Origin of the sequence: Streptomyces sp. NPDC048002, assembly GCF_040653275.1 — a bacterium.
Classification (GTDB): domain Bacteria; phylum Actinomycetota; class Actinomycetes; order Streptomycetales; family Streptomycetaceae; genus Streptomyces.
In genome coordinates this window covers 62,705-78,267 of the sequence record NZ_JBEZNL010000039.1, presented here as the reverse complement: position 1 = coordinate 78,267, position 15,563 = coordinate 62,705, and the positions used below count along the sequence as shown (strand labels likewise).

Here is a 15,563-nt window from a genome sequence, read left to right as displayed (position 1 = left end):
TTCACGTTGATGGTCTGGTCGACGTGGTAGACGCCCGGGGTGAACAGCAGGTGCAGCCCCTGGGCGAGCGCCGCGTTGATGGTGGCGGCGGTCGCTCCGGGTTTGACCACGTAGAACTGGCTCAGCGGCACGGACTGGCCCTGCGGGGTGCCGCTCGCCCAGGTCGTGCCGCGCGCGTTGGTGCGCTTGGCGGGGGCGAAGACCTTGAACTCGTTGCCGTCCAGGTAGAGGAAGGGCTTCTCGCGGGAGATCGGGGTGGTGTCCAGCGTGGTGTACGGCGGGTTCGGGAAGCTGGTGGCGGGGGCGCCCTCCACTCCGGAGAACGTCATGTTCCACACCGCGTTGCCCCAGCCGCCGATGGTGCTGTCCCGCGTGTACCACTGCTGCTGGGAGTACGGGCCGACGCTGCCGTCGACCTTGCTGTCGGCGATGTAGCCACCGGAGGCCCAGCCGTACCCGTCCGGGGCGAGGTTGAGACCGCCCTTGACATGCATCCGGCGGAACGAGGAGGCCTGGGAGACCGCCCAGCGGTTGGTGCCGTTGACCGGGTTGACGGCGAGGTTCTCGGCGGCGCGCCAGAAGTTCTGCGTGGCGTTGCCGTTGAACCAGCCGGCGTCGACGGTGATGTCACCGTTGATGGTGGCGTCGTCGGGCCGCAGGCCGAGCCCGGCGATCTGGGTGTAGAAGCCGATCTGCGCGTTCAGGTTGTTGTACGTGCCGGGCTTGAAGAAGAACGCGTGCCGGCCGTTGCCGAACTGCGCCGACTCCTGCTGCTCGAACACCTCGTCCAGCTTGGCCTGGATACCGGGCGTGGAGGGGTCGAAGATGTGCACGTTCGGTCCGAGGTCCCCGCCGCCGGGGATGACGGGCCCGCCGTCCTGGGTGCCGTAGACCTTGAACTCCCAGAGCGAGTAGCCGTATCCGGTCGCGCGGGCGGTGCCGAGGACGCGGACGTAGCGGGCGGTGCCGGAGACGTTCAGGGTCTCGGTGCCGCCGGTGCCGGTGGTGGTCGAGTAGGCCGTGGACCAGTCGGTGCCGTTCTGCGAGGTCTCGATGCGGTAGGCCGTCCCGTAGGCGGTCTCCCAGCGCAGTTCGACCTGGCTCAGCTCGGCGGGGGCGCCGAGGTCGACGCGGATCCACTGGGGGTCGGAGAACGCGCTGGACCAGCGGGTTCCGTTGTCGCCGTCGACCGCGGCGGAGGCGGGGGTGCCGCCGTTCTCGGTACTGGAGGCGGTGACGGGCTTGCCCTGCGAGAGCAGGGTCGGGGCGGCGGTGGCCTGCGTCGCGGGGACGACGGCGAGCAACGCCGCCGCCAGGGCGAGGACGACGGTGGCCACGACACCGCGTCGAACAGGTCTGTGGGGAGGGGCTGTCGGGAGGGGTGACAGGCCGACTGCGGGCATGAAGAAGCTCCTCGAAACGTACGGGAAACGAAGGAGAGCACTGTCGGGAACCCTGCCCGCCGCCACAGGTGGGGTCAAGAAGTTCGTCACGGCTTTTCTTTCACCTTTCATTAAGTGGGGAGTGATCAGCCGTGCCACCTGTGGATCGACTCATACGCGCCAATGGCCCTTGAAACGGGCGGGAGTTGTGCCGCAGACTCCCCTCCCGGCGCCGAACGCCGCGGCGGGGCTCGTGCGGTGCGTGTATACACCGGAAGGACTGCTTCACATGACCGTCACGTTTCCCCCACGCGGGGAACACTTCCGGTCGATCCGCCTCCAGTGGTGCAGACGGGGCGACCGGACCGCACCTAGCCTCCCGGGCCATGCGATCACCACTGATGAGACGCCTCGGCCTCACCGCCGTACTCGGCCTCCTGCTCGCCGTGTTCGGCCTCGCCCCCAGCGCGGGCGCCGCCGAACCCGCCCCGGCCGCAGTGACGTTCAGCACCGACAGCGCCACGACGACGCCCGGCGGCACGGTGAACCTGTCGATGACGCTCACCAACAACGCCACGTACGACATCTGGTTCGTCTACCAGACGATCGACCCGACCTGGCTGACCACCCAGCGCCCGGACCTGAAGTACAGCTTCACGTCCTGCGCCCTGACCACCGCGGCCGGCCCGACCCCCTGTTCCGGCACCGGACCGGCCAACCTCGGCGCGAACTACGGCGCCACCGTGCCGCCCGGTCAGAGCCGCACCGTCACCCTCACGCTCCAGGTCGCCGCCGACTCCGGCTGCAACGGCAACATCGGCTTCTACTCCTACTTCTACGCCGAGTTCAGCGACAGCGCGAGCGTCAGCGGCGGGCCGGTCTACACCCCCGAGACGCGGGTCCTGTGCGCCTGAAAGGGCCGCGGTTGACCTGAAATCGGTCTGCGATCGACGTCCCCGCGTGGTCCAGACCTCCGGAAGAAGCAACGGCGGGCCCCAGGGCCCGCCGTTGCCCGTTCAGGCCCCCGGCCAGCACTCCAGGGCATTTCCGACGCAGACGGCACCACCCCTCCCGAGCCGGTCCCAGGCCCCATGTCCCGCCCAGAAGAGGCCAGTTGGACACCTGCGCTTTTCCGTCATGTTTCGCAAGATGACCACGAAAGCTACACACAGGCACCACCATGTGACCCGACGGATGCGTTGGCGACCGGCTACTGAGGGGGGCTCGGCGTCACGCAAGGGGGTGCGTCCGCTCGTTGCGAGCCGTGCTCACCCCTGCCCGGGGAGGGGACACAACCGCATGAAGCGGATGCTCAGCACCACCGCACTGACGGTGGGCGCGCTCGTCGCCGCGCTCGGCCTGCCGGTCGGAGCGGCCCACGCCGACACCGAACCCCGCATCGACCTGCGGGTACTGGTCGTCAGCGACGGCGGTCCGGCGACGGACGCGATAGCCGCCGAACTGGACGTGTCGGGGACGCCGTACACCGAGATCGACCTCACCCGGGCCGACCGCCCGGTGATCGACGCGGAACTGCTCGCGGACACCGTCGACGGACGGCCGCGCGCGAAGTACCAGGCGGTCGTGCTGCCCAACGACAATCCGTTCGCCGCCGGTTCCTCGGAAATGGCGGCCCTGGTCGCCTACGAGCAGACCTACGACATCCCGCAGGTCGACGCCTACACCTACGCCCGCCCCGAGACCGGGCTGAACTACGCCGTACTGAGCGGCTACGCCGGAAGCCTCGACGGGGCGCAGGCCCAGGTCACCGCGGCCGGTCAGTCCGGACCCTTCGGCTACCTCGACGGCGCGGTGCCCTTCGAGGACAACTCCCCCACCGTCGGCGAGAGTTACGCCTACCTCTCGACGCCGGTGGCCGGCGCGGACTTCACGCCCTACGTCGAGGCCGAGATCCCGGGGACCACCCGACGCGGCTCGCTGGTGGGCGAGTACCGGCACGACGGGCGGCGCGAACTGGTCGTCACGTTCGTCTACAACCAGTACCAGCAGCAGTTCCGGCTACTGGCCCGCGGCATCGTGGAGTGGATGACCGGCGGGGTCCATCTGGGCGCCTCGCGCAACTACTTCGCCGTCCACGTCGACGACGTCTTCGCCGCCGACGACCGGTGGAACAGCGAGCTGAACTGCACGCCCGGCGACGTCGACTGCCCCGAGGGCGCGGGCACCCCGGACCCGATCCGGATGACCCCGGCGGACGTCACGTACGCCGCGGACTGGCAGGACAGCCAGGACTTCACCCTCGACCTGGCCTACAACGGCGCGGGCAGCGTCGACCACCGCGAGGACAACGGCGGCGCCGACCCGCTCACCGACCGCTTCATCGCCGACCGCGCCCGCTTCCGCTGGATCAACCACACCTACTCGCACCCCTTCCTGGGCTGTGAGCAGGACACCACGGTCGTGCCCTGGCGCTGCGCCACCGAGGCCGACGGCAGCGTCCGCTGGGTCAGCAGGGCGACCATCGCCGACGAGATCGCCACCAACCGGGTCTGGGGAGAGACCGTCGGACTGCCCCTGTCCAACGACGAGTTGGTCACCGGAGAGCACTCGGGCATGAAGGTGCTGCCGCAGCAGACCGCCGACAACCCCAACCTGGCGCTCGCCCTCGCCGACACCGGCGTCACCTGGCTCGCCTCGGACAACTCCCGTGACCCGCAGCAGCGTCAGGTCGGGCCCTCGGCCACCGTGCCGCGCCACCCGATGAACGTCTTCTACAACGCCGGCCGGGCCGCCGAGCAGGTCGACGAGTACAACTGGATCTACACCAGCCGCGCGCAGGGCGGCAGCGGCATCTGCGAGGACAACCCGGCGACCTCGACCTGTCTGACGACCCCGCTGGACACCGCCACCGGCTACGCGCAGTACATCGTGCCCCTGGAGACGCGCACCGCCCTCGGGCACGTGCTCGCCGGCGACCCCCGGCCGCACTTCATCCACCAGTCCAACCTCGCCGAGGACCGCATCGCCTACCCGGTGCTCGACGGCGTCCTCGACGGCTACGCCGCGCTGTTCGCGGCCGACACCCCCGTGGTGAACCTGCGGATGAAGGACATCGGCGCCGAGCTCCAGCGGCGCTCGGCCTGGCGCACGGCGCTCGACGCCGGTCAGGTCACGGCCTACCGCATCGGCGACACGGTCACCGTGGAGGCGCCGGACGGGGTGGCGGTCACCGCGACCGTGCCGACGGGCACCACGCTGTCCGGGGCGGCGTACGGCACCGCCTACGCGGGCGCGCGCTCCGGGTGGACGGCGTCCACCGGTGCCCCGCTCACGCTGGACCTGCCGTCCACGGCGGCGCTCACGGCCGTACCCGGCGAGGAGTCCGCGGCGGTCACCGACCCGGCACCCGACACCCATGTCCCGGCGGGCACGACCGCGGCCCCGGGGGCCTGAACGGCGCACCGACCGAAGGTCCCGGCCGCCCACCCGCGGCCGGGACCGGCACGACCACCCCACACCTCGGCCGTGGAGCACATCGATGCCCGTTCCCCATGGCGCGCGACGCTCCGACGCGACGCGCGTCACCCTGCTCACCGAAGGCACCTACCCGCACAGCCACGGCGGCGTGAGCGTCTGGTGCGACCAACTCGTCCGTGGCATGCCCGACCTGGACTTCGACGTCGTGGCCGTCACCGGCACCGGCCACGAACCCGTCGTCTGGGAGCTGCCCGCCCACGTCAACCAGGTCTGGTCCGTCCCCATGTGGGGCGCCCCGCCCGCGGGCGACCCGCCCCGGGGGCGCGCCCGGCGCCGGCTGACCCACGCCTACGAGCGGTTCCTCACCGCGCTGCTGGACCCCTGTGCCGAGGACGGTTTCGCGCCCGCGCTGTACACGCTGGCGCGGGCCGCGGCGGACGGCACGCTCAGCCCCTTCCTCCGCGGCGACGGGGCGGTCTCCGTGCTGGCCGGCGTGTGGAACCGGCCCGGTCTCGTGGTGCGGGAGGCCCGGCCCTCCCTGCACGACGCGCTGACCGCGACCTCGCTGCTGGAGCACGCCCTGCGCCCGCTCACCGCGCCGGTGCCGAGCGACGGGGTCACCCACGCCGTGAGCGGCGGGGTCGCCGCGCTGCCCGGCCTGGCCGCGCTGGAACGCCACGGCACCCCGCTGCTCCTCACCGAGCACGGCGTCTACCTGCGCGAACGGTATCTCGGCTACCGGACCGCGCCCTACCGCTGGCCGGTGAAGGCCGTAGTGCTGGGGTTCTTCCGGCTGCTGGCCGAGGAGACCTACCGCCGGGCGGCGCTGATCACACCCGGCAACCGCTACAACCGGCTGTGGGAGGAACAGGGCGGCGCCGCGCCGGAGTCGATCCGCACCGTGTACAACGGCGTGGACCCGGCGGCCTTCCCGCCCGCGGGACCCGAACCCGAGGGGCTGACCCTCAGCTGGGCCGGCCGCGTCGACCCGATCAAGGACCTGGAGACCCTGATCCGCGCCTTCTCGCTGGTGCGCGAGCAACTCCCCGCAGTGCGGCTGCGGTTGTTCGGCGGCACGCCCCGGGGCGGGGAGGCGTACCGGGAGCGGTGCGAGGCGCTCGCCGCCGAACTCGGGCACCAGGACGCGGTCACCTTCGAAGGCCGGGTCGACGACATCAAGGACGCCTACGCGGCGGGCACCGTCGTGATGCTCTCCAGCATCAGCGAGGGCTTCCCGTTCACGCTGATCGAGGCGATGTCCTGCGGGCGGGCCACCGTGTCCACGGATGTCGGCGGGGTGCGCGAGGCCGTCGGCGACACCGGTCTGGTGGTCCCGCCGAGGGATCCGGCCGCCATGGCGGCGGCCGCGCTGGAACTGCTCAGCGAGCCGGGGCGGCGGACCGCGATGGGCGAGGCGGCCCGGCTGCGGGTGATCGAACAGTTCACCTTGCGGCGGACCATCGACACCTTCCGTGCCATCTACCACGAACTGCCCATGATGGGCACGGAGTTGGTGCCGCTGCCCGACCTCTCCCCGGCCGCGGAACGGAGTCTCGCCCTGTGAGCGGGCCCATGGCGCTCGAACCGGACGGCACCGAACCGGACACCCTCGCGCTGCGCCTCGCCGACGCCGCGACCCTGGCCATCCGGCTGCCCGGGGGCGGCACGCGGCAGGCCGAGGTCGACCTCCTCGCGGCCGAGCTGGCCGACCGCGTCGGCCCCGCCGTGCACCCGTACGAGGTGGCGGCCCTGCTGGAGTCGGAGGGTCTGACCGCCGCCGTGGTCAAGGAGCGGTACGGGCACCGGGACATCTTCTCGCTGGCCTCCGCCCTCTACGAGCGGGTCCCCCGGGTCTTCCCGGAGCCGGCCCGGGCCGCCGACCCGTGGCGCCCCGATCATGTGCGCTGTCTGCTGCGCGGGGCGCTGTTCGCCCTGCCGGGGCTCGCCTATCTGCTCGCCGCACCCCTGTGGCACGCCTCCAGCCACGCCGCCGCCCTGGTGGTGGCCGGACTCGTCTCCTGGGCGTGGGGACAGGCGCTGGGCCACCGGGCCCATCTGCGGATGACGGCGGGCCGGGGTGCCGCGGCCCGTACCCTGCTCATCGGCGCCCCGGTGGGCGCCGCCCTGGCCACGGCCTGCGCCGCGGTACCCGCGCGGGGCGGCCCGGTGACCCTGGTCGCCGCGGCGCAGTCGGTGTACCTGGCCGCGGCGGGGGTGCTGCTGGTGCTGGGCGCGGAGTGGTGGCTGCTCGCCGCGCTGAGCCCGCTGGTGGCGGGCTCGGCGGTACTGCCCTGGTGGGAGCCGGGCGACGTGCTGCGCGCCGGGCTGCCCCTGCTGGCCCTGCTCGCCACACTCGCCGTCACCGCCCACGCGCTGCGCACCGCGTTCGCCGCGCCACCGGGCCCCGCCGCCCCCGCTCCCGGGGCCAGCCGGTCCGTGCCGTACGGCCTGTTCGGGCTCGCGGCCGGAATCCTGGTGCTGCTGGAGGGGCGGCAGCACCCGTACGCGGTGATCGCGCTGACCGTGTCCATGGGCCCCGCCGAATGGCTGCTGTACCGCTACCGCGGACTGTCCGTCGGCGCGCTGCGCGCCTCCGCCACCCCCACGGTGTTCCTGTGGCGTTCGACCGGGGTGCTCGCCCTGTGCCTGTGCGCCTATCTGCTGCCGCTGCTGCCGGCCGCGCTGCTGACCGGCAGTGATCCGGCGGCGCTGCTGCCGCTCGCGGCGACCCTGTGGACCGCCCTGCTGCTCCAGGCGTTCGGCACGGCGTGGCCGCCGGCCGCGATCTGTCTGACCGCCGCGGCCTCGGCCGCGTTCGTCCCACCGGGCGACCTCTTCCTGCCCTACGGGGCGGCGGCCCTGGCCCTGTCGGTCTGCGTGCTGCGGACCCTGGGCCGTCCCGCCCCGCATGTGTGAGCCCATCCGGCCGCTCACCTCAACCGATCGGAAGGACATCCGAGTTGACCTCCGCACCGCTCGCCGCCGTCACCGGAGCCGAAGGCTTCATCGGCTCCCATCTGACCGAGGCGCTCGTCGCCTCCGGCCACCGGGTCCGGGCGATGGCCCAGTACAACTCCTTCTCCTCCTACGGGTGGCTGGAGACCCTGTCCCCGGACGTCCTGGAGCACGTCGAGATCGTCCTCGGCGACGTCCGTGACCCGGGCTCGGTCCGCGGACTGCTGGAGGGCGCCGACTGCGCGTACCACCTGGCCGCGCTGATCGCGATCCCGTACTCCTACCAGGCGCCGCACAGTTACGTGGACACCAACGTCACCGGCACCCTCAACGTGCTGGAGGCGGTGCGGTCCCTGGGCACGCCACGACTGGTGCACACCTCCACCAGCGAGACCTACGGCACCGCGCGGACCGTGCCGATCACCGAGGACCACCCGATCAACACCCAGTCCCCGTACGCCGCTTCGAAGGCGGGCGGCGACCGGCTGGCCGACAGCTACCACGCGAGTTTCGGCACGCCCGTGGTGACGCTGCGGCCGTTCAACACCTTCGGTCCGCGGCAGTCGATGCGCGCGGTGATCCCGACCGTGATCGGACAGGTGGCCGCCGGGGAGCGCACCATCACCCTGGGCGACCTGCGTCCCACCCGCGACTTCACCTTCGTCAAGGACACCGCGCAGGCGTTCCTCTCGGTCGGCACCGCGCCCGCCGAGCAGGTCGTGGGCCGCACCTTCAACGCCGGTACCGGCGGCGAGATCTCGGTCGGCGATCTCGTCGCGCTGATCGGCAAGGTGATGGAGACGGCCCTCGACGTGCGCGAGGACGCCGAGCGGCTGCGGCCCGCCGCCTCGGAGGTGATGCGCCTGGTGGCCGACGCCTCCCGGCTCGCCGCCGCCACCGGCTGGCAGCCGGCCCACACCCTGGAGGAGGGGCTCGCGAGCACCGTCGAGTTCTTCCGCGACCCGGCCAACCTGGCCCGCTACAAGACCGGCATCTACAACATCTGAACCCCCCACCCGTTCACGAAGGAGCAGTCCTCATGCACGCTGTGATCCTGGCGGGCGGCAAGGGCGTCCGGCTGCGGCCGTACACCACGGCCCTGCCCAAGCCGCTCGTGCCCATCGGCGACCAGCACGCCATCCTGGAGATCGTGCTGCGCCAGCTCTCCACGGCCGGCTTCACCCACTGCACCCTCGCCATAGGCCACCTCGGGGAGATCATCCGCGCGTACGTCGGCGACGGTTCGCGCTGGGGCCTGAACATCACCTACGCCACCGAGGACAGCCCCCTCGGCACCATGGGCCCGCTGCTGAATCTGCGGGACCGGCTGCCGGAGGAGTTCCTCGTGATGAACGGCGACATCCTCACCGACCTGGACTACGCCGACGTGCTGCGCCGGCACCGCGAGTCCGCAGCGCCGCTGACCATCGCCACCTACGCCCGCAAGGTGCACATCGACTTCGGGGTGCTGACCACCGACGCCAGCAAGGTGGTGGCGTTCACCGAGAAGCCGAGCATGGACTACCGCGTCTCCATGGGCGTCTACGGGGTCTCCCGGAGCACGCTCGACTCCTACACCCCCGGGCTGCCGCTGGGCTTCGACGAACTGGTGCTGGACCTCCTGGCCGCCGGACGCCCGCCGCACGCCTACGAGTTCGACGGGTACTGGCTGGACATCGGCCGCCCCGACGACTACGACCGGGCGAACGCGGAGTTCACCAGCCGCAAGTCGCTGCTGCTCAAGGGAGCCTGAGCACCACATGCGCATTCTCGTCCTGGGCCACTCCGGCTATCTGGGCGGTCATGTCGTCGAGCGCCTGCGTGCCCTGCCGGGCACGCGGGTGCTCGGCGGGGGCCGCTCCCACGACGCCGACCATCACATCGACCTCGCCTCGGCCGACCCCGAACACCTGGCCAAGACCCTGGCGTCGGCGGCACCCGACGCCGTGGTCAACTGCGCGGGCGCCGTCTCGGGCGACGCCGTGACCCTCGCGGAGGTCAACACCCGCGGCCCGGCCGTGCTCTGCGCGGCCCTGCGGGCCGCGGCACCGGCGGCGCGCCTGGTCCACCTGGGCTCGGCGGCCGAGTACGGACCCGGCGCCCTGGGTGTCCCGGTCACCGAATCGGCGCCCACCCACCCGGTCGGCCCGTACGGGGCGACCAAGCTCGCGGGCACGGCCGTCGTGACCGCGTCCGGCCTGGACGCGGTGGTGCTGCGGGTGGGCAACCCGGTCGGTCCGGGCGCCCCGGCGGTGGGGCTGCCCGGCCGGGTCGCCGCGCTGCTCCGGGAGGCGGGCGCCGACCCGGAGGCGGTACTGCGGCTCGGCGACCTGTCCGCCTACCGCGACTTCGTCGACGTACGGGATCTGGCGCGGGCCGTCGAACGGGCGGTGTCCGCGACCGGTCCGCTGCCGCCGGTGCTGAACATCGGCGGCGGCGCGGCCGTCCAGGTGCGCGAACTCGTGCGCGGCCTGGCCGAAGTGGCCGGGTTCCGCGGCCGGATCGAGGAGTCCGTCGCCGGTTCGGCCCGATCGGCGCAGGTGTCCTGGCAGTGCTCGGACATCACCGCGGCGCGCGAGGCGCTCGGCTGGCGGCCCGTCCGCTCCCTGGCGGAGTCGCTGGCCGCGCTGTGGGAGGGCGGCGGGGCACCGTGAGCCTGCTGATTCCGCTGTACGTCCATCCCGCCGAGGATCCGGGGGCCTGGCACCGGCTCATCTCGGGCGCCGACCGCACCTACGGGGTGGTCCTCAACCCCGCGAGCGGACCGGGCGAGGAGCCCGACCCCGCGTTCACGGCGGCGGCAGGGGCGCTGCGGGACGCGGGGGCCCGGCTGCTCGGCTACGCGGACGCGGCCTACGGGCGGCGCGATCCGGACCTGGTCGTGGCGGACGTGCGCCGGCACCGGGAGTGGTACGGGGCCGACGGCTCCTTCCTCGACCGGGTGCCGTCCGAGCGGGCGCTGCTGCCCCAGGTGCGCAGGCTGGTCCGCTCGGTGCGGCGGGCCGGTGCCGCCACGGTGGTGCTCAACCCGGGGGTCCATCCGGCGCCCGGGTACGCCCGGCTCGCCGATCTCACGGTCACCTTCGAGGGCCACTGGTCCACGTACGTCTCGGCGTTCAGCCGCCCGGCGTGGACCGCGCGCCAGCCCGCCGAACGGTTCTGCCATCTGGTGTACGGGGTGCCGGAGGCGCTGGTGCCGCTGGCCGTGCGGACGGCGCACGACCGGGGTGCGGCGGTGTCGGGTCCGGTCACGGGGGAACAGCCCAACCCCTGGGCCGGGTTGACGCCGGCCCTCGCGGGAGAGGAACGGTGAGGCTCGCCGCGTGGGCCTCGGCGCTCCTCGTGCTCGCCACGCTCGCCGGATGCTCGGGGAGCGGCGGCGAGGGCGCCGCGTCGGGGCCCGCGACCTCCGCGCGTCCGGACCCCGGAGCGGTCACCTCCTCCGCCGCGCCCCCGTCCTCGCCCTCGTCGCCCCCGTCCTCCCGACCGTCCACCGCACGCCCCACCGCCTCCGCACTGCCGTCTCCCCGGCCCAGCGCGTCGCCGAGCCCCTCGGCCGAGGGCCGCTGGCGGCCGCGTCCCGGGCTGGCCTGGCAGTGGCAGCTCGACGGCCGGGTCGACCCCTCCGTCGACGTGCCCGTGTACGACATCGACGGCTTCGAGAACTCGGCGGCGGACGTGGCCCGGCTGCACCGCGCGGGCCGCAAGGTGATCTGCTACGTCAACGTCGGTGCCTGGGAGGACTTCCGGCCCGACCGGGACGCGTTCCCCGCCTCCGTCCTCGGCCGCTCCAACGGCTGGGAGGGCGAACGCTGGCTGGACATCCGCCGGTTGTCCGTCCTGCGGCCGATCATGGCGAGCCGTTTCGACATGTGCCGCGACAAGGGTTTCGACGCCGTCGAGCCGGATCTGATGGAGGGGTACGCCAACGACACCGGCTTCCCGCTCACCGGGGCGGACCAGCTCCGCTACAACCGCATGATCGCCGAACTGGCGCACGAGCGGGGTCTGTCGGTGGGGCTGAAGAACGATCTGGCCCAGATTCCGCGGCTGGTGCGGCACTTCGACTTCGCGGTCAACGAGGAGTGCGCCGAGTTCGACGAGTGCGAGGCGCTGACCCCGTTCGTCGCGGCGGGCAAGGCGGTCTTCCACGTGGAGTACGCCGAGCCCAACTCGGCGTTCTGCGCCGACTCCCGGCGGCTGGGGCTGTCCTCGATGCGCAAGAAGCTCGCGCTCGGGGTGTGGCGCGCTCCGTGCTGACGGGCCGTCGGCTCAGCGCTTGCGTCGGCGCCGCATGGCGACGGCCTCCGGGTCGATCTCCGGCAGCGACCACTCGGCGGCGAGGGCGACACTGACGGCACGCCCCGCGGCGATGTGGTGGTGGGCGAGGGCCGCGGCCCGGTCGGCGTCCCGCGCCGCGATGGCCTCGTACAACTGCTCGTGCTCGGTGCACTGCTGGGCCGGATCGCGCTGGGCGGTGAGCCGGAACAACCAGTGCGTGCGTGCCTCCAGCGGGCCCATCATGCCGCTGAGCAGCGGGTTGTCCGCGAGATCCACGATGTCGGTGTGGAAGCCCGCGTTGGCGGCCGCGATGGCGTCGCGGTCCGCCGCGCGGGTCGCGGCGCGCGCGCCGTCCAGCCGTGCCGCGAGCCGGTCCAGACCCGAGCGGTCGGCCCGCTCGGCCGCGAGCCGGGCGGCCAGTGACTCCAGCGACTCCCGTACGTCGAACAGGTCGCGCACGTCGGCCGGGGTGAACGGGGCGACCAGCGCGCCCTTGTGCGGGACGAGGAGGACCAGGCCGTCCGCCTCCAGCAGGCGCAGGGCCTCGCGCAGCGGAATGCGGGAGACCTCCAGTTCCGCCGCGAGGTCCCGCTCCACCAGCCTTTCTCCGGGCTGGAGTTCGGCCTCCACGATCCGCCGGCGCAGCGAGTCGTAGGCACGCTGACGCAGCGAGCCGCGCGGCTCCGCGGCCGGCCGGGCTGCCTTCACCAAGGGTTTCCTCCACTTCCGGTGGCTGTCCACTCTAGGTGGCCGCCGCCGAGGTGCGGTGAGTGCTAACCGCGCGCTAACACCGGTGAAACACAGGGCTCCGAAACTGATTGCCACTTAACGGTATACCAGTAACCGGCTCACGGGCCCTGTCCCCCGGAGGCTCCCAGTGGCGTACTCCCCGATCCACCGAACCCTGACCTGCGCGACCGCCGTCGGCGCGCTGCTCACCCTGTCCGGCTGCGGCGGCGACTCCGCCTCGGACGCCGCGGACGCCGGCGGTCTGAAGGTGGGCGTGCTCTTCCCCGGCTCCCTGTCCGACGACGGCTTCATGGAGTCGGCCTACCGCGGCTACCAGCGGGCCGCGAATCAGCACGGCGGCACCATCGCCTTCAGCAAGGTCGAACAGGTCGCCCCCGCCGACTACGAGCAGGCGCTGGTCCGCTTCGCCACCGGCTCCGACCTCGTCATCTCGCTGGGCGGCCAGACCGACGCTGCCGTGCGCAAGGTCGCGGCCCGCTTCCCGAACGTCAAGTTCGCCGAGATCGGCGGCCCGGCCGACGCCGAGCCGCTCGCCAACCTCGCCCTCTACGACCCCCAGCAGGCCGAGGGCGCCTTCCTCTCGGGAGCCGCCTCGGCGCTGCTCTCCGAGACCGGGAAGGTCGCCTTCGTCGGCGGCGCCGAACTACCCGCGATCGTCAACGCCGCCGAGGAGTACGCCAACGGGGCGCGGGCCGCCGACCCGAAGGTGAAGGTGCTCACCCCGCAGTACGTGGGCGACTTCAACGACGCGGCCAAGGCCAAGCAGTCGGCGCTGGCCGACTACGGCGCCGGCGCCGACGTCCTCGGGCAGATCCTCAACCTCGGTCACCGGGGTCTGGCGCAGGCCGCGACGCAGAGCGGCACCACGCTGATCGGCGGCCCCCTGCCGCACGGCTGCGACGAGGGCTCCGCGTACGCGGGCTACGTGGAGACGGACATCGGCGCGGAGATCGAGTACGCCGCCGACCACCTCGCGGCCGGCACCTGGAAGGCCGAGTCGGTCCACTTCGGGCTGACCTTCGAGGACCCGCACAACGACATCGTGCTCTGCGGCGAGCCCGACCCGGCGATCGAGAAGAAGCTCGACGACCTCAAGGCGAAGATCGCGGCCGGGGAGATCAAGACCCGATGAGCACACCCGCCCTGGAGGTGCGCGGCCTCGCCAGGTCCTTCGGCGCGGTCCGCGCCCTGGACGGCGTCGATCTCGTCGTCGAGCCCGGCACGGTGCACTGCGTGCTGGGCGAGAACGGCGCGGGGAAGTCGACGCTGTGCCATCTGATCGGCGGCGGCCTCGCCCCCGGCGCGGGCACGATGCGCCTGTACGGCCGCCCGTACGCGCCGCGCCGGCCCGCCGACGCGCTCGGCGCCGGGATCGCCATGGTCCACCAGCACTTCAGCCTCGTCCCCACCCTGACCGTGGAGGAGAACCTGCGGCTGCTGCGGCTGCCGGACCTCGCGGCCCGGGTGGCGCGGGTGGCACGGGAGTACGGGCTGTCGCTGGAGATGGACGCCCGCGTCGACCGGCTTCCGGTGGGGCTGCGGCAGCGGGTGGAGATCGTCAAGGCGCTGGTGCGGGAGCCCCGGCTGCTGGTCCTCGACGAGCCGACCGGCGTCCTCGACCCGGCCGGGGTCGAGGCCCTGCTCACCACCTGCCGGCGGATCGCCGACGGGGGCGGCGCGGTGGTCCTGGTCACCCACAAGCTCGGCGAGGTCGCCCGCGCCGGGGACACGGCCACCGTGCTGCGCGGCGGCCGGGTCGCCGGCGGCGGACCGCTCGCCGAGCTGCCGCCCGAGCGACTCGTGCCGCTGATGATCGGCCGGCCCGCGGACGGTCTGGACCCGGCCCTGTCCGGCACCATCGGGCTGGCCCCCGCCCGGCCGGACCCGGCACGCTCCGCCGGCGCGCCCGGGGACCGCGCACCGGCGCTGCGGCTGCGCGGCGTCACGGTCCGCCGCGCCGACGGGACGGCCGCGCTGGACGACGTCACCGTGGAGGTGGCGGCGGGCGCCGTCGTGGGCGTCGCGGGGGTCGAGGGCAACGGGCAGAGCGAGCTGATGGCGGTGCTCGGCGGCTCCCTCGCCGCGGACACGGGCACCGTCACGGTCGGCGGGACCGGGCTGACGGCGGCGACCCCGCGGGAGCGGACCCTCGCCGGGCTCGGCGTGGTGCCCGAGGACCGGCATCACGAGGGGTGCGTCACCGCGCTCTCCGTCGCCGAGAACCTCTTCCTCGGGCGGCTCGACCGGTTCCGCCGCGGCCGGGTGTTCCTGGACCGGCGGGCGCTGCGCCGGGCCGCCGAGCGGGTGATCGAGGAGCACGGCATCCGCGCCGACGGGCCGGACGCCCCGATGTCGTCCCTGTCCGGCGGCAACCAGCAGAAGGTCGTCCTCGCCCGCGAGCTGGCCCTGGACCCACTGCGCTGCCTGGCGGCCGCGCAGCCCACCCGGGGCCTGGACGTGGGCGCGGTCGCCGCCGTGCACGGCCGGATCCGGGAGGCGGCGGCCGACGGTGTCGGAGTGCTGGTCGTCTCCTCCGAACTGGACGAACTCCTCGCCCTGTGCGACCGGGTCGTCGTCGCCTACCGCGGCCGGCTGTCCGAACCGGTGGCCACGGACGCGCCGGACGCCCGGGAGCGGATCGGGCGCCTGATGCTCGGCGCCCACGGCGCGGCGGAGCCGGAACGCTCCGGGGCCCGCGGCGCCTGACTCCCCCGCGCCCCCTCCCCCTCTTTCCCTCTGTCTCTCGCGCAAGGATCC

Annotated in this window: 13 protein-coding genes; 11 read left to right on the top strand and 2 right to left on the bottom strand. The window is 73.3% G+C overall.

All coding sequences use genetic code 11. The features are described 5' to 3' along the window. Window positions 1-1,403: discoidin domain-containing protein (locus AB0E07_RS32750; RefSeq protein WP_362260259.1), on the bottom strand; the 1,403-nt coding region annotated here is incomplete at its 3' end. Between the two features lie 365 nt (window positions 1,404-1,768). On the opposite strand from AB0E07_RS32750, the gene AB0E07_RS32745 reads away from it, so the two are divergent. The 9 genes from AB0E07_RS32745 (at window position 1,769) to AB0E07_RS32705 (ending at window position 12,035) form a co-directional block, all read left to right on the top strand. Further along, window positions 1,769-2,296: a hypothetical protein gene (locus tag AB0E07_RS32745; protein ID WP_362260257.1), complete on the top strand. Its 528-nt coding sequence runs from the start codon at window positions 1,769-1,771 to the stop codon at window positions 2,294-2,296. A 385-nt stretch (window positions 2,297-2,681) separates the two neighbouring features. Beyond that, a complete protein-coding gene (locus tag AB0E07_RS32740) occupies window positions 2,682-4,796 on the top strand; it encodes a hypothetical protein (protein ID WP_362260255.1) in 2,115 nt (704 codons plus the stop codon). Window positions 4,797-4,881: 85 nt separating this feature from the next. Beyond that, window positions 4,882-6,384 carry a GT4 family glycosyltransferase PelF gene (gene pelF / locus AB0E07_RS32735; RefSeq protein ID WP_362260253.1) on the top strand — a complete coding sequence of 501 codons (1,503 nt, stop codon included), beginning with the start codon at window positions 4,882-4,884 and terminating at the stop codon, window positions 6,382-6,384. Then, the gene (locus AB0E07_RS32730) at window positions 6,381-7,736 is read left to right on the top strand and encodes a hypothetical protein (RefSeq protein ID WP_362260251.1); all 1,356 of its coding nucleotides are present in this window, start codon (window positions 6,381-6,383) and stop codon (window positions 7,734-7,736) included. Before pelF ends, AB0E07_RS32730 begins: the two co-directional genes overlap by 4 nt. A 44-nt stretch (window positions 7,737-7,780) precedes the next feature. Continuing rightward, entirely contained in the window at window positions 7,781-8,782 is a 1,002-nt protein-coding gene (locus AB0E07_RS32725) for a GDP-mannose 4,6-dehydratase (protein ID WP_362260249.1), read from the top strand. Window positions 8,783-8,814: 32 nt separating this feature from the next. Beyond that, on the top strand, window positions 8,815-9,528 hold the full coding sequence (locus AB0E07_RS32720) for a sugar phosphate nucleotidyltransferase (protein ID WP_362260247.1): 714 nt from the start codon (window positions 8,815-8,817) through the stop codon (window positions 9,526-9,528). A gap of 7 nt (window positions 9,529-9,535) precedes the next feature. Then, entirely contained in the window at window positions 9,536-10,429 is an 894-nt protein-coding gene (locus tag AB0E07_RS32715) for an NAD(P)-dependent oxidoreductase (protein ID WP_362260245.1), read from the top strand. Continuing rightward, window positions 10,426-11,088, top strand: a complete 663-nt coding sequence (locus AB0E07_RS32710; protein WP_362260243.1) for a spherulation-specific family 4 protein — start codon at window positions 10,426-10,428, stop codon at window positions 11,086-11,088. The genes AB0E07_RS32715 and AB0E07_RS32710 overlap by 4 nt, the downstream gene beginning before the upstream one ends. Window positions 11,089-11,291: 203 nt before the next feature. Further along, window positions 11,292-12,035, top strand: coding sequence for an endo alpha-1,4 polygalactosaminidase (locus AB0E07_RS32705; protein ID WP_362260265.1), 744 nt, complete (start codon window positions 11,292-11,294; stop codon window positions 12,033-12,035). A 12-nt stretch (window positions 12,036-12,047) separates the two neighbouring features. Here the strand turns inward: AB0E07_RS32705 and AB0E07_RS32700 are convergent, their stop codons facing one another. Then, a complete protein-coding gene (locus AB0E07_RS32700) occupies window positions 12,048-12,764 on the bottom strand; it encodes a GntR family transcriptional regulator (protein WP_362260241.1) in 717 nt (238 codons plus the stop codon). A 169-nt stretch (window positions 12,765-12,933) separates the two neighbouring features. On the opposite strand from AB0E07_RS32700, the gene AB0E07_RS32695 reads away from it, so the two are divergent. Both AB0E07_RS32695 and AB0E07_RS32690 read left to right on the top strand, forming a co-directional pair. Beyond that, complete coding sequence (locus AB0E07_RS32695) at window positions 12,934-13,938, top strand: BMP family protein (RefSeq protein WP_362260239.1); 1,005 nt, start codon at window positions 12,934-12,936, stop codon at window positions 13,936-13,938. After that, window positions 13,935-15,512: an ATP-binding cassette domain-containing protein gene (locus tag AB0E07_RS32690; RefSeq protein ID WP_362260237.1), complete on the top strand. Its 1,578-nt coding sequence runs from the start codon at window positions 13,935-13,937 to the stop codon at window positions 15,510-15,512. Before AB0E07_RS32695 ends, AB0E07_RS32690 begins: the two co-directional genes overlap by 4 nt. Window positions 15,513-15,563: the final 51 nt, after the last annotated feature.

What these genes read in the sequence shown, in the direction of transcription:
- AB0E07_RS32740 (WP_362260255.1), top strand. Translation starts at nt 2,682, where the DNA reads ATGAAGCGGATGCTCAGCACCACCGCACTGACGGTGGGCGCGCTCGTC.
- pelF (WP_362260253.1), top strand. Translation starts at nt 4,882, where the DNA reads ATGCCCGTTCCCCATGGCGCGCGACGCTCCGACGCGACGCGCGTCACC.
- AB0E07_RS32715 (WP_362260245.1), top strand. Translation starts at nt 9,536, where the DNA reads ATGCGCATTCTCGTCCTGGGCCACTCCGGCTATCTGGGCGGTCATGTC.
- AB0E07_RS32745 (WP_362260257.1), top strand. Translation starts at nt 1,769, where the DNA reads ATGCGATCACCACTGATGAGACGCCTCGGCCTCACCGCCGTACTCGGC.
- AB0E07_RS32720 (WP_362260247.1), top strand. Translation starts at nt 8,815, where the DNA reads ATGCACGCTGTGATCCTGGCGGGCGGCAAGGGCGTCCGGCTGCGGCCG.
- AB0E07_RS32690 (WP_362260237.1), top strand. Translation starts at nt 13,935, where the DNA reads ATGAGCACACCCGCCCTGGAGGTGCGCGGCCTCGCCAGGTCCTTCGGC.